Origin of the sequence: Streptomyces scabiei 87.22 (assembly GCF_000091305.1) — a bacterium.
Taxonomy (GTDB): domain Bacteria; phylum Actinomycetota; class Actinomycetes; order Streptomycetales; family Streptomycetaceae; genus Streptomyces; species Streptomyces scabiei.
Window position 1 is genome coordinate 7,927,856 of sequence record NC_013929.1, and the last position, 25,780, is coordinate 7,953,635.

A 25,780-nucleotide genomic window follows, 5' to 3' on the forward strand; every position below is an offset into this window, starting at 1 on the left:
CGCCCGGCGACCCGGTTCCCCGTGGTCCGGGGGATGGGCCCGCCTCGCGGACGCGGACCCGATCGAGGCGAAAAAGAGAGGGTAGGCTAACCTAACCGGGTGTTGGTCGACAGTCCTCCTGAACCGAGCGCGGAGACCGCCCCCGCGCCATCGAACCGCCGGGCGGTCCGCGTCGTCGGGCTCCTCGTGTCCCTCCTGATCCTCGTCGCGGTCGCCCTGGCGAGTATCGCGATCGGTGCCAAGGAGCTGTCCCTCGGGCAGGTCTGGCACGGGTTGTCCGCGGACACGGGGACGTACGGGGACGCCGTCGTCGGGGAACGGATCTCGCGCACCCTGCTCGGACTCCTCGCGGGCGCCGCGCTGGGGCTCGCGGGGGCCGTCCTCCAGGCGCTCACCCGCAACCCGCTGGCCGACCCGGGACTGCTCGGCATCAACGCGGGCGCCTCCGCCGCGGTCGTCACCGCCCTCACCTACTTCGGCGTCACCTCGCTGAGCGGGTACGTGTGGTTCGCGTTCGCCGGTGCCGCCGCCGTCGGGGCGCTGGTCTGGTTCCTCGGCGGCAGCCGCGGCGCGACACCCGTACGGCTCGCGCTCGCCGGCACGGCCGTCAGCGCCGCCCTCTACGGCTATCTGCAGGCCGTGATGATCATGGACGGCGCGGCGCTCTCCAAGATGCGGTTCTGGACGGTCGGTTCGCTCGCGTCGGCGACCGACGAGACGATCACGCAGGTGCTGCCGTTCCTGGCCGTCGGCACGGCCGTCGCCCTGCTGCTCGCCCGGCCGCTGAACGCGGTGGCCATGGGCGACGACACCGCTCGCGCGCTCGGCGCCGACCTCAACCGCACCCGGGTGCTCTCCATGGCCGCCGCCACCGTGCTGTGTGGCGCCGCGACCGCCGCCTGCGGGCCGATCGTGTTCGTCGGGCTGATGGTCCCGCACGCCGTGCGCTCCTTCACCGGACCCGACCTGCGCTGGATCCTGCCGTACGCGACCGTCCTGTCACCCGTGCTGCTCCTCGGCGCCGACGTCGTCGGCCGCATGGTGGTCCGGCCCGCGGAGCTGCAGGTCGGCATCGTCACCGCGATCCTCGGCGGACCGGTCTTCATCTTTCTCGTACGACGGCGAAGGACGGCGCAGCTGTGAAGACGCGAGTGAGGACGCGAGTCATGAGCAGGCCCGCCGTACGCACCCGGACGCTGCGCACCCCCGGCGGGCTGTCGGTCCGCCTGGACGTGCGGGCGTTCACCGTCGTCCTGTCGCTGCTGGCGGTGGCGCTCACCGCGAGTGTCGTCCTGATCGGCACCGGCGACTTCCCGATCCCGGCCGGCGACGTCCTGCGGACACTGCTCGGCGACGGCGACCCCGGCCAGGAGTTCATCGTCCGGGAACTGCGGCTGCCCAGGGTTCTGGTCGGGCTCCTCGTCGGGGCCTCGCTCGGGCTCGGCGGGGCGCTGTTCCAGTCCCTCTCCCGCAATCCGCTGGGCAGCCCGGACGTGCTGGGCCTCTCGCAGGGCGCCACCGCCGGCGCGCTGGTCGTCATCGTGCTGTTCTCCGGCAGCGCGAACCAGGTCGCCCTCGGCGCACTCGCCGGCGGACTGGTCACCGGCCTCGCGATCTACGCGCTGGCGTGGAAGCGGGGCGTGCACGGCTACCGTCTCGTGCTGGTCGGCATCGGTGTCTCCGCGATCGTCACGGCGGTCAACGGCTATCTGATCACCAAGGCCGACCTCGTCGACGCGGCCCGTGCGGTCGTCTGGATGACCGGCTCGCTCAACGGCCGCGACTGGGCCCAGGTCGGGCCGCTGCTGGTCATGTGCGTGATCCTCGTGCCGCTGGTGCTCGGCAACGCGCGCGGGCTGCGGATGACGGAGATGGGCGACGACGTGTCGTACGCGCTCGGGGTGAGCGTCGAGCGCGTACGGCTGCTGCTGATGGTGTCGGCCGTGCTGCTCACCGCCGGGGCCACCGCGGCCGCCGGACCGGTGAGCTTCGTCGCCCTCACCGCGCCCCAGCTCGCCAAGCGGCTCACCCGCTCGCCCGGCCCGAACCTGGTGGCCGCGATGTGCATGGGCGCGACCCTGCTGGTCGTCGCCGACCTGGCCTCACAGCGGGCCTTCGGCGCCGACCAGCTGCCCGTCGGCGTCGTCACCGGGGTCCTCGGCGGTGTCTATCTGCTCTGGCTGCTGGTCACCGAGCGCAAGGCCGGGCGCATATGAAGCCGGGCGCCCACGAACGCCGGGTGGGACATGCACGCCGGGCGGACATGAACGAGAACGACCGCGCGCCGGCGCATGCGAACCACCGTGCGAATGACCGCGCGCCGGCGCACGCGAACGACAAGAGGAGCACCGTGAACCGTCTGTCCGCCGAGAACGTCACCCTCGCCTACGACCAGCGGGTCATCGCCGAGCAGCTGTCGGTGGAGATACCCGACCACTCGTTCACCGTGATCGTCGGCCCCAACGCCTGCGGCAAGTCCACGCTGCTGCGGGCCCTGTCGCGGATGCTGAAGCCGTCCCGGGGACGGGTGCTGCTGGACGGGCAGGTCATCCAGTCGATGCCCGCCAAGAAGGTGGCCCGGACGCTCGGCCTGCTGCCGCAGTCGTCGATCGCGCCCGACGGGATCACCGTCGGCGATCTGGTGGGCCGGGGCCGGTACCCGCACCAGGGGCTGCTGCGGCAGTGGTCCGCCGAGGACGAGCGCATCGTGCGCGAGTCGATGGAGTCGACCGGGGTCGCCGAACTGGCCGACAGGTACGTCGACGAGCTGTCCGGCGGTCAGCGCCAGCGGGTCTGGATCGCCATGGCGCTGGCCCAGCAGACCCCGCTGCTGCTGCTCGACGAGCCGACCACCTTCCTGGACATCCAGCACCAGATCGACGTGCTCGACCTGTGCGCCGAACTCCACGAGGAACAGGGCCGCACCCTGGTCGCGGTACTGCACGACCTCAACCACGCCGCCCGCTACGCCACCCACCTCATCGCCCTGCGCGACGGCGTGGTGATCGCCGAGGGCGCGCCCTCCGAGATCGTCACGGCCGGGCTGGTCGAGGAGGTGTTCGGGTTGCGCTGTCAGGTCATCGACGACCCGGAGACGGGGACGCCGCTGGTGGTGCCCGCGGCACGCGGGGCACGGGCCGGCGCCGAGCGGACCGTGCGGGCGGCCGCTACAGCAGCTTCCTGAGCTGGAGCAGGTCCCGGAAGCCCGCCTCCAGCTTCACCCGGCCCGAACCCCATGCCTTGGCGAAGTTCAGCTCGCCGGCGACGAGGGCCACCAGGTCGTCGCCCGTCATGGCGAGCCGGATCTGGGCCTTCTCGGCCGGCGGGCCCTGCAGGGTGTCGTGCACCTCGATGCGTCCCTCGCGCATCCGGCCCACGAAGGTGACGTCGAGATCCTTGACGTGGCAGCTCACCGAGCGGTCGAGGGCCGTCGCCTCGCCCACGTGTCCCTGGGCGCCTGCCATGTTGTCCGAAAGCTTTTCGAGTGCGGCGCGGCACTCCTCAATCGTTGCCATCGCGGTCGACGGTACCCCAGAGCTTCGCGGTAGCGTCTGGCTATGAGCGACTCTTTGCCCGAGGTCGAGGCCGGGTCGGAAGCAGCGGTTCCGGCGGCGGGCACGGTCGTCCCCCGGCCGGAGCCCCCGGTCGCCGAACCCGAGGACGACCCCGCCGGCCCGGCTCCGCTGAACGTGCCCCGCACGCCCACCGGCCACCCCGAGGTCGACACCGCCCTGGAGCGGCTGGCCGACGCCGACCACCTGGCGACCGACGGCCACGGGGAGGTGTACGAGGATGTACACCGGGGGCTGCGCGACGCGCTCACCGCGCTCGACGCCCGCCCGGGACCACCGGTGCCCCCGCGGACTTACGAGAGCAGGAGCTGAACCCACCGTGGCAGGAGTCGCACGCCGCCGTCTGGACGCCGAACTGGTCCGGCGCAAGCTCGCGCGCTCGCGCGAGCACGCGAGCCAGCTGATCGCCGCCGGGCGGGTCACCGTCGGCAGGACCGTCGCGACCAAGTCCGCCACCCAGGTGGAGACCGCCGCCGCGATCGTGGTCACGGCCGACGACGGCGACCCGGAGTACGTGTCCCGGGGCGGGCACAAGCTCGCGGGCGCCCTGGCGGTCTTCGTCCCGCAGGGCCTCGCGGTCGAGGGGCGGCGGGCGCTGGACGCCGGGGCCTCCACCGGCGGCTTCACCGACGTCCTGCTGCGCGCCGGAGCCGCGCACGTCGTCGCCGTGGACGTCGGATACGGACAACTCGCCTGGACTCTGCGCAGCGATGAACGCGTCACCGTCAAGGACCGTACGAACGTACGCGAGTTGACGCTCGAAGCGATCGATGGGGAGCCTGTGGATCTAGTCGTGGGGGATCTGTCCTTCATCCCGCTCGGCCTGGTACTGCCCGCGCTGGTGCGGTGCGTGAAGCCGGACGCCGACCTGGTGATGATGGTCAAGCCGCAGTTCGAGGTGGGCAAGGAGCGGCTGGGCAGTGGGGGAGTCGTACGGAGTCCGGAGCTGCGCGCCGAAGCGGTGCGCGGGGTGGCCCGCCGGGCGGGGGAGCTGGGGCTCGGGGTGAAGGGTGTGACGGCCAGTCCGCTGCCCGGGCCCTCGGGCAATGTCGAGTATTTTCTGTGGCTGCGTGCCGGGGCTCCCGCGCTGGACCCGGCCGACGTCGACCGAGCAGTGGCGGAGGGGCCGCGTTGACTCAGGACCGATCGCGAACCGTTTTCCTGCTCACCCACACGGGGCGGCCGGCGGCGATCCGCAGTGCCGAACTCGTCGTCAAGGGGCTGCTGCACCACGGCATCACGGTGCGGGTCCTGGAGCACGAGGCCGAGGACATCCCCGTGCCGGAGGAGGTGGAACTCGTCAAGGAGGCCACCCCGCAGTGCCTCGACGGGTGCGAGCTGCTGATCGTCCTCGGCGGTGACGGCACGCTGCTGCGCGGCGCCGAGTTCGCCCGCGCGTCCGGGGTGCCGATGCTCGGCGTCAACCTCGGCAGCGTCGGCTTCCTCGCGGAGGCCGAGCGGGACGACCTGGACAAGGTCGTCGACCGGGTGGTGACCCGGGCGTACGAGGTCGAGGAGCGCATGACCGTCGATGTCGTCGTTCACCGGAACGGGGACATCGTCCACACGGACTGGGCGCTCAACGAGGCGGCCGTGCAGAAGGCCGGCGCCGAGAAGCTGCTGGAAGTCGTCCTGGAGATCGACGGCCGCCCGGTGACCGGGTTCGGGTGCGACGGGATCGTCCTGTCGACGCCGACCGGGTCCACGGCGTACGCGTTCTCGGCGGGCGGGCCCGTGGTGTGGCCGGAGGTCGAGGCGCTGCTGATGGTGCCGATCTCCGCGCACGCGCTGTTCGCCAAGCCGCTGGTGACCTCGCCGAACTCGGTGCTGGCGGTCGAGGTCCTGCCGCACGTTCCGCCGGGAGTGCTGTGGTGCGACGGGCGGCGGACCGTCGAACTGCCGCCGGGGGCGCGGGTGGAGGTGCGGCGGGGAGCGGTGCCGGTGCGGCTGGCTCGGCTGCACCACGCGTCGTTCACGGACCGGCTGGTGGCCAAGTTCGCGCTGCCCGTCTCCGGGTGGCGGGGGGCGCGGCAGTAGCCCGGCGGGGCCGCCTGCCGGGGCGGCCCCGTGTCCCCGGAACGGCGCGCTGTAGCTCTCCGGAGTGACATTGGGGACGGGGGGCGTCGCACTTCCCTCTCCGGACCTCGTATGGTCGTGTCCGTGTTGGAGGAGATGCGGATACGGTCGCTCGGAGTCATCGACGACGCTGTCGTCGAGTTGTCGCCCGGCTTCACCGCCGTGACGGGTGAGACGGGCGCGGGCAAGACCATGGTGGTCACCAGCCTCGGCCTGCTGCTCGGCGGGCGGGCGGACCCGGCGCTCGTGCGGATCGGTGCGAAGAACGCCGTCGTCGAGGGCCGGATCGCCGTGCCCGAGGGCGCGGCGGCGGTCGTCCGGGCCGAGGAGGCCGGGGCCGAACTCGACGACGGGGCGCTGTTGATCAGCCGTACCGTCTCCGCCGAGGGACGGTCGCGGGCCCACCTGGGCGGGCGTTCGGTGCCGGTGGGCGTGCTCGCCGAGCTGGCCGACGAACTGGTCGCCGTGCACGGGCAGACCGACCAGCAGGGGCTGCTGAAGCAGTCCCGGCAGCGGGCGGCGCTCGACCGGTACGCCGGGGACGCGGTGGCCGTGCCGCTGACCAAGTACGGCGAGGCCTACCGGCGGCTGCGGGCCGTGGCCGGCGAACTCGACGAGATCGTCACCCGGGCGCGCGAGCGGGCCCAGGAGGCCGACATGCTGCGGTACGGCCTCGACGAGATCGCGGGGGTCGAGCCGCGGGCCGGTGAGGACGTGGAGCTGGCCGAGGAGGCCGAGCGGCTCGGGCACGCGGAGGCGCTGGCCTCCGCCGCGACGGCCGCGCACGCCGCGCTCGCGGGCAACCCCGAGGACCCGGAGGGCGTGGAGGCCGCCACGCTCGTCGCGGGCGCGCACCGGGCGCTGGAGGCCGTGCGGTCGCACGACCCGGCGCTCGCGGCACTCGCCGAGCGCATCGGGGAGATCGGGATCCTCCTGGGCGATGTGGCGGGGGAGCTGGCGGGGTACGCCGACGACCTGGACGCCGACCCGCTGCGGCTGGCCGCCGTGGAGGAGCGGCGGGCCGCGCTCACCGCGCTGACGCGGAAGTACGGGCAGGACATCACCTCCGTGCTGGCGTGGGCCGCGGAAGGCGCCCGGCGGCTCACCGAACTCGACGGCGACGACGAGCGGATCGAGGAGCTGACCGCCGAGCGGGACGCGCTGCGGGCGGAGCTGGGCGGACTCGCGCAGGCGCTGACCGACGCGCGGACGGAGGCCGCCGAGCGGTTCGCCGCCGCCGTGACGGCGGAGCTGGCCTCGCTGGCCATGCCGCACGCGCGCGTGTCGTTCGAGATCCGGCAGAGCGACGATGCCGAGGGCGTCGAGGTGGGCGGGCGTACGGTCGCGTACGGGCCGTCCGGGGTGGACGAGGTCGAACTGCTGCTCGCGCCGCATCCGGGGGCGCCGCCCCGGCCCATCGCCAAGGGCGCGTCCGGCGGTGAGCTGTCGCGGGTGATGCTGGCCGTCGAGGTGGTCTTCGCGGGGACCGACCCCGTGCCGACCTATCTCTTCGACGAGGTCGACGCCGGTGTCGGCGGCAAGGCCGCCGTCGAGATCGGCCGGCGGCTGGCCCGGCTCGCCCGGTCGGCGCAGGTCGTGGTCGTCACGCATCTGCCGCAGGTGGCCGCCTTCGCCGACCGGCAGTTGCTGGTGGAGAAGACGAACGACGGGTCCGTGACCCGGTCCGGGGTGAAGGTCCTGGAGGGCGAGGAGCGGGTGCGGGAGCTGTCGCGCATGCTCGCCGGTCTGGAGGACTCCCAGACGGCACGGGCGCACGCGGAGGAGCTGCTCGCGGCGGCCCGCGCGGACGCCTAGGAGCGGGTTCCCGGCCGCCGCTTCGTCGGCCCTCGGCGAACAGGGCGGTGGACACGGCGGGCAGGAGCGGGGCGGGAGTGGCGCGGAGGGGCAACCCCGTACGGGAGTTCACTCGTGTGGGTGACCCTGGGTCCGGGGTTGCCCGCCGCTCCGGTTCCCGCCGCGTCCCGTTGTGCCGGAACACCCTTGCGGCCTGGCATCCTTGGACAGGAGCGACGTAGCGGGACGTGCCGCGTGGACCGTGCGGAAGGGCCTCGAACGGTTCACCCCCACCGGTGCATCCCTCGTACGTCTCTTCGTGACCGTCCGACCCCGAGCCAGGAGCCCCGGCCACGTGAGCCACGTGAGCAGCCACTCACCGCACGGCCAGTCGCCGCTGCGAACCGTACAAGTGCTCGGCGGTGGCAGCGCGATGAGCAGCGCGCATGTGCGGTCGCTGACCTCGGGGCTGGTCGCCCGGGGCGTGCGGGTCACCGTGTGCGCCCCCGGCGAGGCCGACGGGCTGTACGACTTCACCGGCGTCGGCGCCCACCACGTCCACGTGCCCCGCAGCAGCGACCCCGCCTCCATCACCCATCTGCGCAACGCCTGCGCCGACGCCGATCTGGTGCACGCGCACGGCCTGCACGCCGGTTTCCGCGCCACCCTCGCGCTCGGCCGGCGCACCACCCCGCTCGTCGTCACCTGGCACACGCGTGCGCACGCCGAGGGGGCGCGGGCGCATCTGCTGCGGCTGCTGGAGCGCCGGGTCGCGAAGGCCGCCGCCGTGGTCCTCGGCACCTCCTCCGACCTGGTCGACCGGGCCCGCAGCCGGGGCGCACGCGACGCCCGGCTCGCCGCGGTCGCCCTGCCCGCACCGCGCCGGGCCGCCGCCGGCGAGGACCCGGACCGTCCCGCCAGCAAGGTCCGGGCCGAACTGGGTGCCACGGCACGTCCGTTGCTGATCGCCGTCGGCGCGCTCGAACGCCACCGGGGCTACGAGACCCTGCTCGACGCCGCCCGCGACTGGCGCGCCCTCGACCCGGCACCGCTGCTCGTCGTCGTGGGCGAGGGACCACTGCGGAGCGTGCTGCAGCGCCGTATCACGCAGGAGGAACTGCCCGTACGGCTGGCCGGGCGGCGCGACGACGTCCCCGAGCTGATCGAGGCCGCCGACCTCGCGGTGCTGCCCGGCGGCCCCGAGGCCCGCCCCGCCCTCGCGCAGGAGGCGCTGCACGCGCGCGTGCCGCTCGTCGCGACCGCCGTCGGAGCGGTGACCGACCTGGTCGGCGACGGCGCCGAACTCGTCCCCCACGGCGACGCCGGGGCGCTCGCCCGGGCCGTCGTCCGTCTTCTCGACGACCCTGTCCGCTGCGCGCGGCTGCGGGAGCGGGGCACGCGGCAGGCCGCCACCTGGCCGACCGAGGACGACACGGTGGCCCAGGTGCTCAGCGTCTACGACGAGCTGACCCGGCCGCGGCCCCTCGGCTGACCCCCGGCCCCCGGCACGTCTCAGGAGACGTGCCGGCGGGCCCGCAGGGCCAGGCTCAGGGCCAGGACGGCCTGGGGGTCGTCCAGGTCGGTGCCGAGCAGTTCGCCGATGCGGGCGAGGCGGTTGTAGAGGGTCTGGCGGTTGAGATGCAGCTCGCGGGCCGTCTCCGCCTTGCGGCCCGCGTGCGCGAGATACGTCTCCAGGGTGGGCAGCAGCGGAGGCTTGGCCCGGTCGTCGTGCTCGCGCAGGGGGCCGATCGCGCGGTCCACGAACGCGGCCAGGTCGGGGTGGTCGCGCAGCCGCCACAGCAGCAGGTCGATGTCGAGGCGCCGGGCGTCGTACCAGGGGCGGTCGGCCAGGCCCTGCGCGGCCGTCGCCGTCTCCGCCGCGTGCCGCAGCCCCGCCGAGGCGGCCGCCCAGCCCCCGGGCACGCCCACGACCACCACGGGCGGCCGCCCGCCCGGCCGCCGCATCCCGGCCCGCTCCGCCCCGGCCCGCAGGGCCGCCGCGGCCCGCTCGGCGACCGCCGGGCGCTCCGCCTCCGCGCGCAGTCCCAGCAGCAGCGGTACACGGCCTTCCACCGGGCGTACGCCGAGCAGGAGGGGTGCGCCCACCGAGGCCAGCTCCTCGGCCACCGCGCGGGCGAGGACGGCCCAGCCGCCCCCGTCGGGGGCGAGCCCGTCGGCGAGCTTCATGACCACGGGGAGCAGCGGGCCCGCACCCGGCCGGAAGCCCAGGACGCGGGCCTGCGCCGGCGCGTCCTCGGCCCGGACGCGGCCCTCGGCGAGGTCGGTGAGGAAGTCGCCCCGTCCGCGCGCCGCCAGTTCCTCCTCCTGGCGGGCCTGCATCAGGACCACGGCGAGGACCCCGGCCGCGCGCTCGGCGGCCATCCGGTGCACGGGCGCCAGGGGGCCGACGACGGGCAGCAGGACCAGGCGGGCCCGTACCGAGCCGGTGCCCGGACCGCCGCCCGGGACGTCGACGAGGGTCGTCCCGGCCGGGGGCGCGTCCTGGTGCCGGTCGCGCACCCCCTCCCACACCTGGAGCGGATCGGTGTCCGCCGGGCCCGCCCCGGCGGCGTACAGGAGCTGTCCGTCGGCGGTCTCCAGGAACACCGGGTTGCCGCTGAAGTCGGCCAGGATGTCGAGGACCTGGGGGATCCCGCCCCCGCCGAGCAGCGCCTCGGTGCAGCGGCGGTGCACCTCCTCGGCCTGCTGCAGGAGCGCGTAGTGGCCGTTGACGATCTCGGTGTGGATCTCCTCGGTGACCGTCACGAACGCCACCTCGCGGTGCAGCTGGACGAGGGGGAGCCCGGCCGAGCGCGCCGTCTCGACCAGGGCCGCCGGCAACCGGGCGAAGCGCGGGCCCAGTTCGACGACCAGGGCCGAGATGCCGCGCTCGGCGAGGGTCCGCACGAACGCGCGCTGATCGGCGGGGCGGGTGCCGAGCCCGTAGCCGGTGGTCAGCAGCAGCTCGCCGCCCTTGAGGAGCGAGGCGATGTTCGGGACCTCGCCCGCGTGCACCCAGCGCACGGTCCGGTGCAGCCGGTCGGCACCGGCCAGGACCTCCGGCAGCCCGCCGCGCAGCCCGGGCAGCTCCAGGGCCCGCCGCACGGTGATACCGCCCTGGGCCTCGCGGCCGTCACCTGGTGCGCGGCTGTCACGGGTGTCCATGCAGCGGACGGTACCCGGTCCTCAGGCCGGCGGGATGTTGTGGTTGAAGCGGAAGACGTTGTCGGGGTCGAACCGGGCCTTCACCGCCGTCAGCCGCCGGTGGTTGTCGACGCCGACGCCGGCCACCACCCGGTCGGCGCCCTCGTCGCCGACGAAGTTGAGGTAGACCGCCCCGGTGCTCCACGGCCGTACGTCCGCGCGCACGTCCCGCACCCACCGCATGCACCGCTCGTCGTCGGCCGGGTCCGCCCAGACGCCGAAGGGATGCACGACCCAGGGGGCGTCCCGGTACGGCACGGGGTACTGGGCGGGGCCGTCGGCGATCGCGCCGCCCAGCGGGAAGAGCACGTGCTGGGTGCCGGTGGGTACGGGCATCGACCAGGCGCGGGTGGCGAACACGTCCACCAACGGGTCCGGCAGACCGGTCAGATGCTCCGCCGACCAGTAGTTCCGCATGCCGGGCGGATCGTCGATCATGCACTGCACGTCCGCGTACGGCATCGCGCCGACGATCTCGGCCTCGTGCGCCATCGCCAGCAGCGGCTGGGCGGTCTTGCGCATGTCGTCCTCGGTGCCCGCGTACGTCAGCAGGACACCGCAGACCAGCTCGCCCACCAGGTGCTCGGGCACGAACTCCTCCGGCGGGCCGGTGAAGTACAGGACACCGCCGCTCGCCTCCCGCGGTCCCGTCTCGATGACCTCGCGGTACACGCGGATCACCTCGGGGCCGTGTTCCGGGCGGAAGAGCAGCAGGGCGACGGCGAACGCGGGCAGTTCGTGGAGCCGGAGGGTGAGGGCGGTGGCCACGCCGAAGTTCCCGCCGCCTCCGTGCAGCGCCCAGAAAAGGTCCGGGTTCTCCTCGGCGCTCGCGTGGACCGCCTGGCCGTCGGCGGTCACCAGGTCGACGCCGAGCAGGTTGTCGACGGCGAGCCCGAAGGTGCGGTCCAGCCAGCCGCTGCCGCCGCCGAGGACGAAACCGCCGACCCCGGTGGTCGACGCCCGGCCGCCGGTGGTCGCCAGGTGGTGCGGCTCGGTGGCGCGGTCGAGGTGGCTCATCGTGGCGCCGCCCTCGACCCGGGCGCTCAGGGAGCCGGGATCGACCGTGACGGCGTGCATCCGCCGCAGGTCGATGACGAGTCCGTTGTCGTTGAGGGCCATTCCGGCCACGCTGTGACCGCCGCCGCGCACCGCGATCGGCAGGTCCAGGTCACGGGCGAAGCGCACGGAACGGATGACGTCGCTGTCGTCCGCGCACTGCGCGATCACGGCCGGACGCCGGTCGATCATGGCGTTGAAGACGGTGCGGGCCTCGTCGTACCCCGGATCCTCCGGCGCGAACACGTCGCCGGTCAGATCCTCGCGCAGCGCGGTGAGAGCCGCGCGCGCCTTCGAGAGGGGAGCCATGGCGAGCCGCCCCCTTTCGGTCGGGGGACAGGGCTCCTTCCAGGCTAGGCGGAGGTGCCGGATCGGGCCTGTTCGAGGACCGGCCAGGGTCGCGGGCGAGGGCACGGGAGAGAGGTACGGGCGAGGGGTGCGGGCCACCCGTACCGGTGAGCGCAAGCGGTTGCCGCTCGCGCCTGCCCGCGCCCGGGTCCGCCGCCCCGTGCCCCGGTCCGCCGCCGTGCGCGCCGGACCGGAGGGCGCGCGCTCAGCCGCCGTACGCCCCCGAGGCGGTCAGCCGCAGGGCCGTGTCGATGAGGGGGACGTGGCTGAACGCCTGCGGGAAGTTGCCGACCTGGCGCTTGAGGACCGGGTCCCACTCCTCGGCGAGGAGCCCCAGGTCGTTGCGGAGGGAGAGCAGCTTCTCGAAGAGCTTGCGGGCCTCGTCCACGCGGCCGATCATCGCCAGGTCGTCGGCCATCCAGAACGAGCAGGCGAGGAACGCTCCCTCGTCGCCCGGCAGTCCGTCCACGCCCTCCTCCTCGCCGGAGGTCGGGTAGCGCAGGATGAAGCCGTCCGGGGTCGACAGCTCGCGCTGGATCGCCTCGATGGTGCCGATGACCCGCTTGTCGTCCGGCGGCAGGAACCCCATCTGGGGGATGAGGAGCAGCGAGGCGTCCAGCTCCTTGGAGCCGTACGACTGGGTGAAGGTGTTGCGCTCCTTGTCGTACCCCTTCTCGCACACGTCCCGGTGGATGTCGTCGCGCAGCTCGCGCCACTTCTCCAGCGGGCCGTCCGCGTCCCCGGACTCGATGAGCTTGATCGTGCGGTCCACCGCCACCCAGGCCATGACCTTGGAGTGCACGAAGTGGCGGCGCGGGCCGCGCACCTCCCAGATGCCCTCGTCCGGCTCGTCCCAGTGGTCCTCCAGGTAGCGGATCAGCTTCAGCTGGAGCAGGGAGGCGTAGTCGTTGCGGGCCAGGCCCGTCATGTGGGCCAGGTGCAGGGCCTCGGTGACCTCGCCGTACACGTCCAGCTGGAGCTGGTGCGCGGCGCCGTTGCCGACCCGGACCGGCGCGGAGTTCTCGTAGCCGGGCAGCCACTCCAGCTCGGCCTCGCCCAGCTCCCGCTCACCGGCGATGCCGTACATGATCTGCAGGTTCTCCGGGTCGCCGGCGACGGCCCGCAGCAGCCACTCGCGCCAGGCGCGCGCCTCGTCGCGGTAGCCGGTGCGCAGCAGCGAGGAGAGGGTGATGGCCGCGTCCCGCAGCCAGGTGTAGCGGTAGTCCCAGTTGCGGACGCCGCCGATGTGCTCCGGGAGCGAGGTGGTCGGCGCGGCGACGATGCCGCCGGTGGGCGCGTACGTCAGGGCCTTCAGCGTGATCAGGGAGCGGACCACCGCCTCACGGTAGGGGCCGTGGTACGTGCACTGGTCCACCCAGTCGCGCCAGAACTCCTCCGTGGCCCGCAGCGAGGGCTCGGGCTCCGGCAGCGCCGGGGGCTGCTTGTGCGAGGGCTCCCAGGAGATCGTGAACGCGATCCGGTCGCCGGGCGTGACCGTGAAGTCGGCGTAGGTGGTCAGCGCCTTGCCGTACGTCTCGCACTCGGTGTCGAACCACACCGAGTCCGGCCCGGCCACGGCCACCGTGCGCCCCTCGTGCTTGTGCACCCAGGGCACCACCCGGCCGTACGAGAAACGCATGCGCAGGGCCGAGCGCATCGGCACCCGGCCGCTGACGCCCTCCACGATCCGGATCAGCTGGGGGGCGCCGTCGCGCGGCGGCATGAAGTCCGTCACACGGACCGTGCCGCGCGGGGTGTCCCACTCGGATTCCAGGATCAGCGAGTCGCCGCGGTACCGGCGGCGGGAGGCCGTCGGCGGCTCGGCGTCCGCGGCGTGCGCGGGTCCCAGTCTCCAGAATCCGTGTTCCTCGGTGCCGAGCAGTCCCGCGAAGACGGCGTGGGAGTCGAAGCGGGGCAGGCACAGCCAGTCGACCGTGCCGTCCCGGCAGACCAGCGCCGCTGTCTGCATGTCTCCGATGAGTGCGTAGTCTTCGATGCGCCCGGCCACGTGCAACTCCAGTCGAACGGCCACGTCGTCGCCCCCCGAGGGGCGGTCGCTGTGCGGTGTGCGGTCAGGGGACCCATGGGATCGGCAAAGGAACCATGTTTCCAGAGTGATCCAAGGGACGGTGTCATGCGATGTCGCTCAACGATCCTCAACGCAAATGAGGCGGTCGTTGCTCAACGGACTGACGAGCTCTCATGATTGCCGGAGACGGGCGGGGGTGGTGCCGTCGCGCCGGCCGCGCTCGGCAGCGAGTGTCCGAAGAGGATACGACGCAGCGGAGGGCTGCGCGTCCCGCTCCCGGCAACACGAGTGGGCCGAACGGGTGAGCCCCTGGTGAAGATCGGCGAAGATCCGCCGACTGTCGTACGAGGTCCGTGTCGGCCCGTGCGCGGAGCGTGGCCGGAAGCGATCGTGTCGTGTCGCTGATACCCTGGTAGCCCGTGGACCGGTGGGCGCCCCGACGCAAGCAGGGACCCCCGAACCGCAGCGAAGGCACCCCCGACGGATGAGTTCGGGCGGCGGCCGACCCGCACACCGAACCGCGACCACGGGAGCCCCCTCTTGGCCATGCCGCCCGCTGCTTTTCGAAACACGACGACCAAGCACATCTTCGTCACCGGGGGTGTCGCCTCCTCGCTGGGCAAGGGGCTGACCGCCTCCAGCCTCGGCATGCTGCTCAAGGCCCGGGGTCTGCGCGTGGTCATGCAGAAGCTCGACCCCTACCTGAACGTCGACCCGGGCACGATGAACCCCTTCCAGCACGGTGAGGTGTTCGTCACCAACGACGGCGCCGAGACCGACCTGGACATCGGCCACTACGAGCGCTTCCTCGACCGTGACCTGGACGGCTCGGCCAACGTCACCACCGGCCAGGTCTACAACACGGTCATCGCCAAGGAACGGCGCGGCGAGTACCTCGGCGACACCGTCCAGGTCATCCCGCACATCACCAACGAGATCAAGCACCGCATCCGGCGCATGGCCTCCGACGAGGTCGACGTCGTCATCACCGAGGTCGGCGGCACGGTCGGCGACATCGAGTCGCTGCCGTTCCTGGAGACCGTCCGGCAGGTCCGGCACGAGGTCGGCCGGGACAACGTCTTCGTCGTCCACATCTCGCTCCTGCCGTACATCGGGCCGTCGGGAGAGCTGAAGACGAAGCCGACCCAGCACTCGGTCGCGGCGCTGCGCAACATCGGTATCCAGCCGGACGCGATCGTGCTGCGCTGCGACCGCGAGGTGCCCGCCGCGATCAAGCGCAAGATCTCCCTGATGTGCGACGTCGACGAGGACGCCGTGGTCGCGTGCCCGGACGCCCGCTCGATCTACGACATCCCGAAGACCGTGCACCGCGAGGGCCTGGACGCCTATGTGGTCCGCAAGCTGGACCTGCCGTTCCGTGACGTGGACTGGACGACCTGGGACGACCTGCTCGACCGCGTCCACAACCCGCTCCACGAGATCAACCTGGCGCTGGTCGGCAAGTACATCGACCTGCCCGACGCCTACCTCTCCGTCACCGAGGCCCTGCGCGCGGGCGGCTTCGCCAACAAGGCCCGCGTGAAGATCAAGTGGGTCACCTCGGACGACTGCCGGACCCCGGCCGGCGCCGCGGCCCAGCTCGCCGACGTCGACGCCATCTGCATCCCCGGCGGGTTCGGCGACCGGGGCGTGTCCGGCAAGGTCGGCGCGATCCGGTACGCCCGCGAGAACCGGATCCCCCTCCTCGGTCTCTGCCTCGGCCTGCAGTGCATCGTGATCGAGGCCGCGCGCAACCTGGCCGACATCCCGGACGCCAACTCCACCGAGTTCGACTCCGCCACCGCCCACCCGGTCATCTCCACCATGGCCGAGCAGCTCGACATCGTCGCCGGTGAGGGCGACATGGGCGGCACCATGCGGCTCGGCATGTACCCGGCCAAGCTGGCCGAGGGCTCGATCGTGCGCGAGGTGTACGACGGCAAGGAGTACGTCGAGGAGCGCCACCGCCACCGCTACGAGGTGAACAACGCCTACCGCGGGGAACTGGAGAAGAAGGCCGGTCTGCAGTTCACCGGAACCTCGCCCGACGGCAAGCTCGTCGAGTACGTCGAGTACCCGCGCGAGGTCCACCCGTACCTGGTCGCGACCCAGGCGCACCCCGAGCTGCGCTCCCGTCCCACCCGCCCGCACCCGCTGTTCGCGGGGCTGGTCAAGGCGGCCGTGGAGCGCAAGACCGGCAAGTAGAAAGCCGAGCGGCGCCCGAGCTGTACGGTGACCGGGGTGCGCGTCCTTCGGGACGTGCGCCCCGGTTTCTTTTTGCACGTGTGGGAGGACGACGCGACATGACGATCAAGGACATCGCCGAGCAGTGGGAGGTCCGGGCGAGCCAGACGCCGTTCGTCGGCAAGAAGACCTCCGTCCGCACCGACGACGTGGTCATGCCCGACGGATCGGTCGTCCGCCGCGACTACCAGGTGCACCCCGGGTCCGTGGCCGTCCTCGCCGTGGACGACCAGGACCGGGTGCTGGTCATCCGCCAGTACCGCCACCCCGTCCGCGAGAAGCTGTGGGAGATCCCGGCGGGGCTGCTCGACGTGCCGGGGGAGAACCCGCTGCACGCCGCCCAGCGCGAGCTGTACGAGGAGGCGCACGTCAAGGCGGAGGAGTGGCGGGTCCTCACCGACGTCTACACCACGCCCGGCGGCTGCGACGAGGCCGTGCGGATCTTCCTGGCCCGGGACCTCTCCGAGGCCGAGGGCCGGAAGTTCGAGGTGGAGGACGAGGAGGCCGACATGGAGCTGGCCCGGGTGCCGCTGGACGAGCTGGTGCGGGGGGTGCTCGCGGGGGAGCTGCACAACAACTGCCTGGTGGTGGGCGTGCTGTCGCTGGTGGCGGCGCGCGGCGAGGGCGGGGTGGAGTCGCTGCGGCCGGCCGAGGCGCCGTGGCCCGCGCGGCCGTTCGAGATCTAGGAGTGCCCGGGGTCGGAGCGAGCCGCGGGCGCGCTGCGGCCGGTCGCGCAGTCCCCCGCGCCCGTTGCGGGGCACGGACGTCTTCACGGCACCCCGACGATGCCGGTCGTACGATCTGCTGATCCGATCGAGCGACCTCACCGCCCGGCTCCGCCCGGATCGTCGCAGAGCGTGAACTAGGCTCGGGAATCGCCCGCACCGGAGTCCCGGCGGGCTTGCTCGTGCGGTGGGACGGGAGAGTGACCCGTGGCGGATCAGGCGGTGGATCTCGGGGGTGCCCGGGCGTCCGGAACAGGGCGGCCCCGGGCTGTCGAGGCCGCCCCCACGGAGAGCCAGTTCCTCGGCAGGACACGCGAGTTGAAGGAACTGCGGGCCGACATCGACCGGGCGGGACTGAACACCCTCGCGGGCCGCAAGGCGCCCCACGCGCGCGTGCTGCTCATCGCCGGCCGCCCCGGCTTCGGACGGACCGCGCTCGCCGAGGAACTCGTCCGGCAGGTTACCGATGGTTATCCCGACGGAGTGCTGCGGACCCGGCTCACCGAGCCCGACGGCACCCGGGTGCCCGTCGAACGGGCGGCGCGGGAACTGCTCGGGGAACTCGGGCTGCCGGCGCCGGCCGGTGCCGACGAGGACGACCTCAGCGAGGCCCTGCGGGAGGCGCTGGCCGACCGCCGGGTGGTGCTGCTGCTGGACGACGCGGCCGACGCCGAGCAGGTCGACGCACTGCTGCCGGACACCCCCGACGCCCTGGTCGTGGCGGTCTCCGGGGGGCCGCTGACGGGCATCTCCGACGTCCGCCCGTGCACCCTGGGCGGACTGGACACCAAGTCCGCCGTGGAGCTGCTGGAACGCTTCAGCGGCTCGGTGCGCATCACCGTGGACCCGCGCTCGGCCGAGGGGCTCGCCGAGGTGTGCGGGGCCCAGCCGGCCGCGCTGCGGCTGGCCGGCGGCTGGCTGGCCGCCCGGCCCACCGTGGCCGTCTCCGACCTGGCGAAACAGCTGCGCGCCGAGGAGGACGACAGCCCGCCGCTGGCCCGGATGCTCAGGCTGGCGCACGCCTCGCTGCCGGCCGCCGCCGCCCGGACACTGCGCCTGCTCGCCCTCGCCCCGGCGGGCCTGGTCGACCCGCACATCGCCTCCGGGCTCGCCGGCTGCTCGGTGGGCGCGGCCCGCACCGCGCTGGACGACTTCGTCGCTCTCGGCTTCCTGCACCAGGCCGACCCGGCGCTCCCGCAGTACGAGGTCCCGGGCTGCCTCCAGCCGCTGCTGTGGTCCCTCGCCGAGAGCCAGGAGCGGCCCGGTGAGCTGCGGCTCGCCCGGGCACGGATGCTGGAGCGGACGGTACGGCTGCTGCAGTCCTGCCGGGCGGTCACCGAGACCGACAGCCCACAGGCCCGCGAGAGGCTCCTCGCCATGCCCAAGGCGCTGCGGTTCCCCACCCCGCGGGCCGCGGAGGAGTGGCTGCGCGCCCGGCGGCCCGCGCTGCTGGCCGCGGCGCGGCTCGCGGTCGCCGACGGGGAGCTGGACACCCTCGCCCGACGGCTGATGTCCCAGCTGGTGCGGGCCATGGTCGCGCACTTCGGCACCCAGGCCGCGGCCCCCGACCTGTACGGCGTCCACAGGCTCGTCCTCGACGTCGCCGAGCGCCGCGACCTGCCCCGCGAGCAGGCGGCCGCCCTGCTGAACCTCGGCGACCTGGACGCCCGCACCGGCCGTACCAGGGCGGCGCTGGTCCGCTACCGGGCCGCGCTCGACGCCGGACGGCGGTCGAACGACCCGTACGCGACCGGCCGCGCGATGGAATCCGTAGGCGGTGCCCACCAGGAGCTGGAGGACTACGACCGGGCCGCCGACTGGTACGGCCGGGCGCTCGCCCAGCGGCTCGCCCGGGACGAGCGCGAGGACGCCGCCCGGCTGTACGGCCGGATCGCCGCCGCGCACACCTACGCGGGCCGCTACGGCGAGGCGCTGCGCAACTGGAGCTCGGCCCTCACCGGCCATCGCAGACTCGGCGATGTGGGCGGCCAGGCAAGGGCGTTGAGCGAGATGGCGCGCGTCCAGGAGTACGCGGGGCGGCCCGAGGAGGCGCTGCGCACCTGCGAGGAGGCGGCCGAGTGGGCGCGGCGCGCCGACGACACCCGGCTGCAGGCCGCGATCCAGCTGCGGACCGCCGACACGCTGGAGCGGCTCGGCGACCCGGCGGCGGCCCGGCTGCACCGGGCGGCCGCCGAGCGACTCCTCGACGAAGGGGCCCCGGAGCCCGAAACCCAGGAGACCGAGCCGGAACAGGACGCTAACGCCTGCGAAATCCGTAGTGCATCCGCGAAAGATTGATGCATTGAAAGGCTAGACAGCGGGGACGCCTTCATTAGACTGGCTGTGCCGCCGGTTCTCCTGCGGTGTCTCCCGATGCGTTCCTGTGCGTACGGGTATGTCCTGCACTGCGTGGGCATGTGCCGCTGTAAGGGCGAGCCCCCACACCCCTCCGAGCCAAGGACCGTGATCGACGTGAAGGTCGGCATCCCCCGCGAGGTCAAGAACAACGAGTTCCGGGTGGCCATCACCCCCGCCGGTGTGCACGAGCTGGTGCGCCACGGCCATCAGGTCGTCGTCGAGCAGGGCGCCGGAGTCGGCTCGTCGATCCCGGACGCCGAGTACGTCGCCGCGGGCGCCGGGATCCTGGCCACGGCCGACGAGGTGTGGGCCACCGCCGACCTGCTGCTCAAGGTCAAGGAGCCCATCGCCGAGGAGTACCACCGCCTCCGCAAGGACCAGACGCTCTTCACCTACCTGCACCTGGCGGCCTCCAAGGAGTGCACGGACGCCCTCGTCGAGTCGGGCACGACCGCGATCGCGTACGAGACCGTCGAGCTGCCGAGCCGCGCGCTGCCGCTGCTCGCGCCCATGTCCGAGGTCGCGGGCCGGCTCGCCCCGCAGGTCGGCGCCTACCACCTGATGCGCGCCAACGGCGGCCGCGGTGTGCTGCCCGGGGGCGTGCCGGGAGTGCTGGCCGGCCGGGCCGTCGTCATCGGCGGCGGCGTGTCGGGCTGGAACGCCGCGCAGATCGCCATCGGCATGGGCTTCCACGTGACCCTGCTCGACAAGGACATCAACAAGCTCAAGGAAGCCGACAAGATCTTCGGCACGAAGATCCAGACCGTCGTCTCCAACGCCTTCGAGCTGGAGAAGGCGTGCCTGGAGGCCGACCTCGTCATCGGCGCGGTCCTCATCCCGGGCGCCAAGGCCCCGAAGCTGGTCACCAACGAGCTGGTCTCGCGGATGAAGCCCGGAAGTGTCCTTGTCGACATCGCGATCGACCAGGGCGGCTGCTTCGAGGACTCCCGGCCCACCACTCACGCCGAGCCGACCTTCCCCGTCCACGGATCGGTCTTCTACTGCGTCGCCAACATGCCCGGCGCGGTGCCCAACACCTCCACCTACGCCCTGACCAACGCCACGCTGCCCTACATCGTGGAGCTCGCCGACCACGGCTGGGCCGAGGCGGCGCGCCGCGACCCCGCCCTGGCCAGGGGACTCAACACCCATGACGGCAGGGTCGTCTACCGCGAGGTCGCCGAGGCGCACGGACTGGAGCACGTCGAGCTGGCGTCGCTGCTCGTCTGACCCCTCCGGCGAGCCGTCGACCGGCTGCTTCAAGTCACCTTTCGGTAAAAGGCGATACGTCAACACAGGTCGTCAACAGCGCTTTACCGGCCGGATCTTGCCCGACAAGGTCCGGCCGGATGTGTGTATGGTCACTTTGCGACACTCGCGCAACTCGCCTCGAACGTAACCGTTCGTATGTTTCGTGCACCGGTGAAACCTGCCGTGCGACGGCCCTACGCCCTTGACAGCCGCATGTTTCATTGCCGACACATCGGGCCGGGTCCGGCGGATTGTGTTGCTGCGGACCGCCGACACGCCATAGAGTCGCCAGCTGTCGGCATGGTGCCACGCTGACCTATCTAGAAGTTTCCTGGTCACCAAGGAGGTAAGACGACTTGTGAATGAGTCGACATTTACTCCCGGGGGTGGTCAACCAGGAATGCCTGCGCCGGTCTCGGGTCCCACGGGGTTCGCGGCTGTCGGCTCGGTCGCCGTCCGCACCTTCGCGGCCCACCAGGGTCAGCAGCCGGCCGGGCTCACTTCCCCAGCACACCAGAGCATGGATGGCCAACACGTGAACGCCATGGCCGGCGACGGAAGTGGCGGAGTCCACAACCACTTCGCCGACTACGACGAGCTGCCCGACGGGCACTTCTACGACCCCGACGCCGAGTACGAGCCCGATCCGGAGTACGCGGCCACGCTCGCGCCCGACGCGGCCCGTCAGCGCCGCGAGCGCATCGGCCCGACCGGTCGCCCGCTGCCGTACTTCCCGATCCCGGGCCCGCTGACCGACCACGGTCCCGCGAAGATCATCGCGATGTGCAACCAGAAGGGCGGCGTCGGCAAGACGACGTCGACCATCAACCTGGGTGCCGCGCTCGCGGAGTACGGGCGCCGGGTCCTGCTCGTCGACTTCGACCCGCAGGGCGCGCTCTCGGTCGGCCTCGGCGTGAACCCGATGGAGCTCGACCTCACGGTCTACAACCTGCTCATGGAGCGGGGCATGTCGGCCGACGAGGTCCTGCTGAAGACCGCGGTCCCCAACATGGACCTGCTGCCGAGCAACATCGACCTGTCGGCCGCCGAGGTCCAGCTGGTCTCCGAGGTCGCGCGCGAGTCCACGCTGCAGCGGGCGCTCAAGCCGCTGATGGCCGACTACGACTACATCGTGATCGACTGTCAGCCCTCGCTCGGTCTGCTCACCGTGAACGCCCTGACGGCCGCCCACAAGGTGATAGTGCCCCTGGAGTGCGAGTTCTTCGCACTGCGCGGTGTCGCGCTGCTGACGGAGACCATCGAGAAGGTCCAGGAGCGGCTCAACCCCGACCTGGAGCTCGACGGCATTCTCGCCACCATGTACGACTCGCGCACCGTGCACAGCCGCGAGGTTCTCGCGCGGGTCGTCGAGGCGTTCGACGAGCACGTCTACCACACGGTCATCGGGCGCACGGTCCGCTTCCCGGAGACCACGGTCGCCGGTGAGCCGATCACCACGTACGCCTCCAACTCCGTCGGTGCCGCCGCCTACCGCCAGCTCGCCAGGGAGGTGCTCGCCCGGTGTCACGCCGAGTGAGTCTGCCGGGGGCCGACGAACTCTTCCGTACGACAGGGGGAATGGCGCTGCAGCCGTCCACTCCCCGGCGGGGGGCCAACGGGGAAGTCCGTGTGCCCGCTCCCGCCGGGGACAGCGACGGGGCCGCCGGAGCGGAGGACGCGCCGCCGTCCATGCCCGTGCGCGGCGGCGACGGCGAGGGGGCCGAGCATGTGGCCGCGGACGCCGAGTCCGACGGTGAACAGCCGCGCAGCCGCTCCGCCGCCGTCGGAGCCGAGCGGGCCGGCGCCGCCGGGCGCCTGCCGAAGCCGCAGGAAGGTTCTGCCGCCGCCGCGCCCCGCAAGAAGGGGCGGGCCTCCGGGCGCCGGCCCAGCGGGCGGGAGCGGCACGACGAGAAGATCACCGTGTACGTCTCCGCCGAGGAGCTGATGGACCTCGAACACGCGCGGCTGGTGCTGCGCGGTGAGCACGGGCTGGCCGTGGACCGCGGGCGGATCGTGCGGGAGGCCGTCGCCGTGGTGCTGGCGGATCTGGAGTCCCGCGGGGACGCGAGCATCCTCGTCCGACGACTGCGCGGGCGGTAGGGGTAGCCTGCGGGGGCTATGACCTCGTTCGACACCTCTGGCCCGGCTTCCGGTGGTTCTGCCGGCCGTCGGCGTGCGCTGGGGAAGGGGCCCGCGGCCGCGCCCCCGGCCGTACCGGCGCCGCCCGAGAGCGACGAGGCGCCGCCCTCCGCCGAAGCCGAAGCCCGGGCCGAAGCCGGCAGTGCCGATGTGCCGGACGCGGCCGAGCGGACGGCCGGTGGCCCCGACGCCCCCGACGCCCCCGGCGGTTCCGAGGGCTCCGACCCCACCAAAGACTCCGAGGACTCCGGAAACGCCGAGGACGCCGACGACGGGGTCTTCACGGTGCGGCTCGCCAACTTCGAGGGCCCCTTCGATCTCCTCCTCCAGCTCATCTCCAAGCACAAGCTGGACGTCACCGAGGTCGCGCTCTCCAAGGTCACCGACGAGTTCATGACGCACCTGCGGGCCATGGGACCGGACTGGGACCTCGACGAGACCACCGAGTTCCTGGTGGTCGCGGCCACTTTGCTGGACCTGAAGGCGGCCAGGCTGCTGCCCGCCGCCGAGGTGGAGGACGAGGCCGACCTCGCGCTCCTCGAGGCCCGGGACCTGCTGTTCGCCCGGCTGCTGCAGTACCGCGCGTACAAACGGATCGCGGAGATCTTCAACCGCCGGCTGGAGGAGGAGGCGCGGCGGTACCCGCGGACCGTGGGGCTGGAGCCGCAGCACGCGGAGCTGCTGCCCGAGGTGGTCATCAGCATCGGGGCGGAAGGGTTCGCCAGGCTGGCCGTGAAGGCGATGCAGCCCAGGCCCAAGCCGCAGGTGTACGTCGACCACATCCACGCGCCGCTGGTGAGCGTGCAGGAGCAGGCCGGGATCGTCGTCGCACGGCTGCGGGTGCTGGGGGAGGCGTCGTTCCGGGTGCTCGTCGAGGACACCGACGACACCCTCACCGTCGTCGCCCGCTTCCTCGCCCTGCTGGAGCTCTACCGGGAGAAGGCCGTGGCCCTCGACCAGGAGACCGCGCTCGGGGATCTGCTCGTGCGCTGGACCGGCGGGGACGGGGACGCGGAGCCCGTGGTGACGGACGAGTTCGACCGGCCGCCCGAGCCGCCCCCGTCGGACAGCCGGGCCCGGCCGGCCAAGGAGGAGAAGGCATGAGCGAGGAGACAGTCGTGGGGCCCGAGGGTGCGCGTACCGTCGCCGGCCTCGACCTCAAGCCCGCGCTGGAGGCCGTCCTCATGGTCGTGGACGAGCCCGCGACGGAGGAGCACCTGGCGAAGATCCTGGAGCGGCCCAAGCGGCAGATCGCCAAGGCGCTCAGGGAACTGGCCGACGACTACGCGGTCCAGGGGCGCGGTTTCGAGCTGCGGCGGATCGCCGGGGGCTGGCGGTACTACACCCGGCCCGAGTACGCCGCCGCCGTCGAACGCTTCGTGCTCGACGGCCAGCAGGCCCGGCTGACCCAGGCCGCGCTGGAGACACTGGCGGTGGTCGCCTACCGGCAGCCGGTGAGCCGGAGCAGGGTCTCCGCCGTGCGAGGAGTCAACTGCGACGGGGTCATGCGCACCCTCCTGCAGCGGGGTCTGGTCGAGGAGGCGGGCGCGGAACCCGAAACAGGTGCGATCCTGTACAGGACGACGAACTACTTCCTGGAGCGGATGGGCCTGCGCGGCCTGGACGAGCTTCCGGAACTCGCGCCCTTCCTCCCGGAGGCTGAGGCGATCGAGGCCGAGACCCAGGAGGCCGTACCGTCGTTCGATCCGGACGCTCCGGATTCCGAGGACGCAGACGACAAGACGGAACTTTGATGCGAAGCAGCAGCGGCAGGAACAGCAGCGGAAACAACGGCGGGAGCCGTGGTGGCAACAGCGGCGGCCGCGGCGGGAGCAGCGGTGGACGCGGCGGAAGCGGCGGTGGACGCGGCGGGAACAGCGGTGGCCGCGGTAACAACCGCGGTGCCGGGAACGACCGCGACGACAGGCAGGGCGGCCGGCCGAAGAACCCGCGCCCGGAGGAGCGGCGCTACGACGTGGGCCCCGGCGCCTCCCCGGAGGGACCGAAGTCGGGCCGCGGCGCGTCCGCGCGCGGTGGCGCCAAGGGCGGCCCCAAGCAGTCCCCGGGCAGCGGGCGGGGCCGGTGGGCCCCGGCGACCTCCCGCGAGTACGACGCGCGGGCGGAGGAGCGCAACCGGGAGCGGTACGCGGGCAAGAAGGACGTCAAGCTGCCCAAGACCTTCCCGGGCGCCGAGCAGGAGGGCGAGCGGCTGCAGAAGATCCTCGCGCGCGCGGGCTACGGCTCCCGGCGCTCCTGCGAGGAACTGATCGAGCAGGCGCGCGTCGAGGTCAACGGCGAGATCGTGCTGGAGCAGGGCAAGCGGGTCGACCCGGAGAAGGACGAGGTCAAGGTCGACGGGCTGACCGTCGCGACCCAGTCGTACCAGTTCTTCTCGCTGAACAAGCCGGCCGGTGTCGTCTCCACGATGGAGGACAACGAGGGCCGTCAGTGCCTCGGCGACTACGTCACCAACCGTGAGACGCGGCTCTTCCACGTGGGGCGGCTCGACACCGAGACCGAGGGTGTCATCCTGCTCACCAACCACGGCGAGCTGGCGCACCGGCTGACGCACCCCAAGTACGGCGTGAAGAAGGTCTACCTCGCGCACATCGTGGGCCCGATCCCGCGTGACCTGGGCAAGCAGCTCAAGGACGGCATCCAGCTGGAGGACGGGTACGCGCGCGCGGACCACTTCCGGGTCGTGCAGCAGACCGGCAAGAACTACCTCGTCGAGGTCACCCTGCACGAGGGGCGCAAGCACATCGTGCGCCGGATGCTGGCGGAGGCCGGGTTCCCGGTCGACAAGCTGGTGCGCGTGGCCTTCGGACCGATCACCCTCGGCGACCAGAAGTCGGGCTGGCTGCGCCGGCTGTCCAACACCGAGGTCGGGATGCTGATGCAGGAGGTCGACCTCTAGGGTCGTCCGTCGCCCGCGCGCAGGGGCCGGTTCCGGGTTTGCCTCCGGGACCGGCCCTTTGCCGTTC

General features: G+C 72.8%; 21 protein-coding genes. 17 read left to right on the forward strand and 4 right to left on the reverse strand.

What is annotated here, in order from left to right; translation table 11 throughout:
- Positions 1–99 precede the first annotated feature (99 nt).
- Genes SCAB_RS34295 through SCAB_RS34305 form a run of 3 tightly spaced genes read left to right on the forward strand, consistent with a single transcriptional unit; the run spans position 100 to position 3,184 of the window.
- Positions 100–1,143 carry a FecCD family ABC transporter permease gene (locus SCAB_RS34295; RefSeq protein ID WP_013004704.1) on the forward strand — a complete coding sequence of 348 codons (1,044 nt, stop codon included), beginning with the start codon at positions 100–102 and terminating at the stop codon, positions 1,141–1,143.
- Positions 1,144–1,166: 23 nt separating this feature from the next.
- Entirely contained in the window at positions 1,167–2,216 is a 1,050-nt protein-coding gene (locus SCAB_RS34300) for a FecCD family ABC transporter permease (RefSeq protein WP_013004705.1), read from the forward strand.
- 47 nt (positions 2,217–2,263) lie between these two features.
- Complete coding sequence (locus SCAB_RS34305) at positions 2,264–3,184, forward strand: ABC transporter ATP-binding protein (protein ID WP_046773563.1); 921 nt, start codon at positions 2,264–2,266, stop codon at positions 3,182–3,184.
- On the opposite strand, the gene SCAB_RS34310 is transcribed toward SCAB_RS34305, so the two are convergent.
- A complete protein-coding gene (locus SCAB_RS34310; protein WP_013004707.1) occupies positions 3,168–3,515 on the reverse strand; it encodes an SCP2 sterol-binding domain-containing protein in 348 nt (115 codons plus the stop codon). The two genes, SCAB_RS34305 and SCAB_RS34310, sit on opposite strands and share 17 nt — an antisense overlap.
- A gap of 42 nt (positions 3,516–3,557) precedes the next feature.
- On the opposite strand from SCAB_RS34310, the gene SCAB_RS34315 reads away from it, so the two are divergent.
- The 5 genes from SCAB_RS34315 (at position 3,558) to SCAB_RS34335 (ending at position 8,934) form a co-directional block, all read left to right on the forward strand.
- Positions 3,558–3,884, forward strand: a complete 327-nt coding sequence (locus SCAB_RS34315) for a hypothetical protein (RefSeq protein ID WP_173402931.1) — start codon at positions 3,558–3,560, stop codon at positions 3,882–3,884.
- 7 nt (positions 3,885–3,891) lie between these two features.
- A complete protein-coding gene (locus tag SCAB_RS34320; RefSeq protein ID WP_013004709.1) occupies positions 3,892–4,707 on the forward strand; it encodes a TlyA family RNA methyltransferase in 816 nt (271 codons plus the stop codon).
- The gene (locus tag SCAB_RS34325; protein ID WP_013004710.1) at positions 4,704–5,609 is read left to right on the forward strand and encodes an NAD kinase; all 906 of its coding nucleotides are present in this window, start codon (positions 4,704–4,706) and stop codon (positions 5,607–5,609) included. The genes SCAB_RS34320 and SCAB_RS34325 overlap by 4 nt, the downstream gene beginning before the upstream one ends.
- A 111-nt stretch (positions 5,610–5,720) precedes the next feature.
- A complete protein-coding gene (recN, locus tag SCAB_RS34330) occupies positions 5,721–7,463 on the forward strand; it encodes a DNA repair protein RecN (protein WP_173402932.1) in 1,743 nt (580 codons plus the stop codon).
- 334 nt (positions 7,464–7,797) lie between these two features.
- Complete coding sequence (locus SCAB_RS34335; RefSeq protein ID WP_041671150.1) at positions 7,798–8,934, forward strand: glycosyltransferase family 4 protein; 1,137 nt, start codon at positions 7,798–7,800, stop codon at positions 8,932–8,934.
- Between the two features lie 20 nt (positions 8,935–8,954).
- On the opposite strand, the gene SCAB_RS34340 is transcribed toward SCAB_RS34335, so the two are convergent.
- From SCAB_RS34340 to SCAB_RS34350, 3 genes are all read right to left on the reverse strand, one after another.
- Positions 8,955–10,607 (reverse strand): PucR family transcriptional regulator, encoded by a 1,653-nt coding sequence (locus SCAB_RS34340; RefSeq protein WP_013004713.1) that lies wholly within the window; start codon positions 10,605–10,607, stop codon positions 8,955–8,957.
- 21 nt (positions 10,608–10,628) lie between these two features.
- Complete coding sequence (locus tag SCAB_RS34345; RefSeq protein ID WP_013004714.1) at positions 10,629–12,011, reverse strand: FAD-binding oxidoreductase; 1,383 nt, start codon at positions 12,009–12,011, stop codon at positions 10,629–10,631.
- A 244-nt stretch (positions 12,012–12,255) separates the two neighbouring features.
- Positions 12,256–14,058: a glycoside hydrolase family 15 protein gene (locus SCAB_RS34350; protein WP_013004715.1), complete on the reverse strand. Its 1,803-nt coding sequence runs from the start codon at positions 14,056–14,058 to the stop codon at positions 12,256–12,258.
- 567 nt (positions 14,059–14,625) lie between these two features.
- Here SCAB_RS34350 and SCAB_RS34355 point away from each other — a divergent pair.
- The 9 genes from SCAB_RS34355 (at position 14,626) to SCAB_RS34395 (ending at position 25,713) form a co-directional block, all read left to right on the forward strand.
- Positions 14,626–16,284 carry a CTP synthase gene (locus tag SCAB_RS34355; protein ID WP_005484920.1) on the forward strand — a complete coding sequence of 553 codons (1,659 nt, stop codon included), beginning with the start codon at positions 14,626–14,628 and terminating at the stop codon, positions 16,282–16,284.
- A 98-nt stretch (positions 16,285–16,382) separates the two neighbouring features.
- Positions 16,383–17,009 (forward strand): NUDIX domain-containing protein, encoded by a 627-nt coding sequence (locus SCAB_RS34360; protein ID WP_037723728.1) that lies wholly within the window; start codon positions 16,383–16,385, stop codon positions 17,007–17,009.
- Positions 17,010–17,255: 246 nt separating this feature from the next.
- Entirely contained in the window at positions 17,256–19,346 is a 2,091-nt protein-coding gene (locus SCAB_RS34365) for a tetratricopeptide repeat protein (RefSeq protein ID WP_013004718.1), read from the forward strand.
- A gap of 165 nt (positions 19,347–19,511) precedes the next feature.
- On the forward strand, positions 19,512–20,636 hold the full coding sequence (gene ald / locus SCAB_RS34370; protein WP_013004719.1) for an alanine dehydrogenase: 1,125 nt from the start codon (positions 19,512–19,514) through the stop codon (positions 20,634–20,636).
- Between the two features lie 421 nt (positions 20,637–21,057).
- The gene (locus tag SCAB_RS34375; RefSeq protein WP_013004720.1) at positions 21,058–22,194 is read left to right on the forward strand and encodes a ParA family protein; all 1,137 of its coding nucleotides are present in this window, start codon (positions 21,058–21,060) and stop codon (positions 22,192–22,194) included.
- Positions 22,179–22,757, forward strand: coding sequence for a hypothetical protein (locus SCAB_RS34380; RefSeq protein ID WP_041669975.1), 579 nt, complete (start codon positions 22,179–22,181; stop codon positions 22,755–22,757). The genes SCAB_RS34375 and SCAB_RS34380 overlap by 16 nt, the downstream gene beginning before the upstream one ends.
- Positions 22,758–22,775: 18 nt before the next feature.
- Positions 22,776–23,900 (forward strand): segregation and condensation protein A, encoded by a 1,125-nt coding sequence (locus SCAB_RS34385; RefSeq protein ID WP_013004722.1) that lies wholly within the window; start codon positions 22,776–22,778, stop codon positions 23,898–23,900.
- Positions 23,897–24,550 carry an SMC-Scp complex subunit ScpB gene (gene scpB / locus SCAB_RS34390; protein ID WP_013004723.1) on the forward strand — a complete coding sequence of 218 codons (654 nt, stop codon included), beginning with the start codon at positions 23,897–23,899 and terminating at the stop codon, positions 24,548–24,550. Before SCAB_RS34385 ends, scpB begins: the two co-directional genes overlap by 4 nt.
- Entirely contained in the window at positions 24,550–25,713 is a 1,164-nt protein-coding gene (locus SCAB_RS34395; RefSeq protein ID WP_037727102.1) for a pseudouridine synthase, read from the forward strand. Before scpB ends, SCAB_RS34395 begins: the two co-directional genes overlap by 1 nt.
- Positions 25,714–25,780 lie beyond the last annotated feature (67 nt).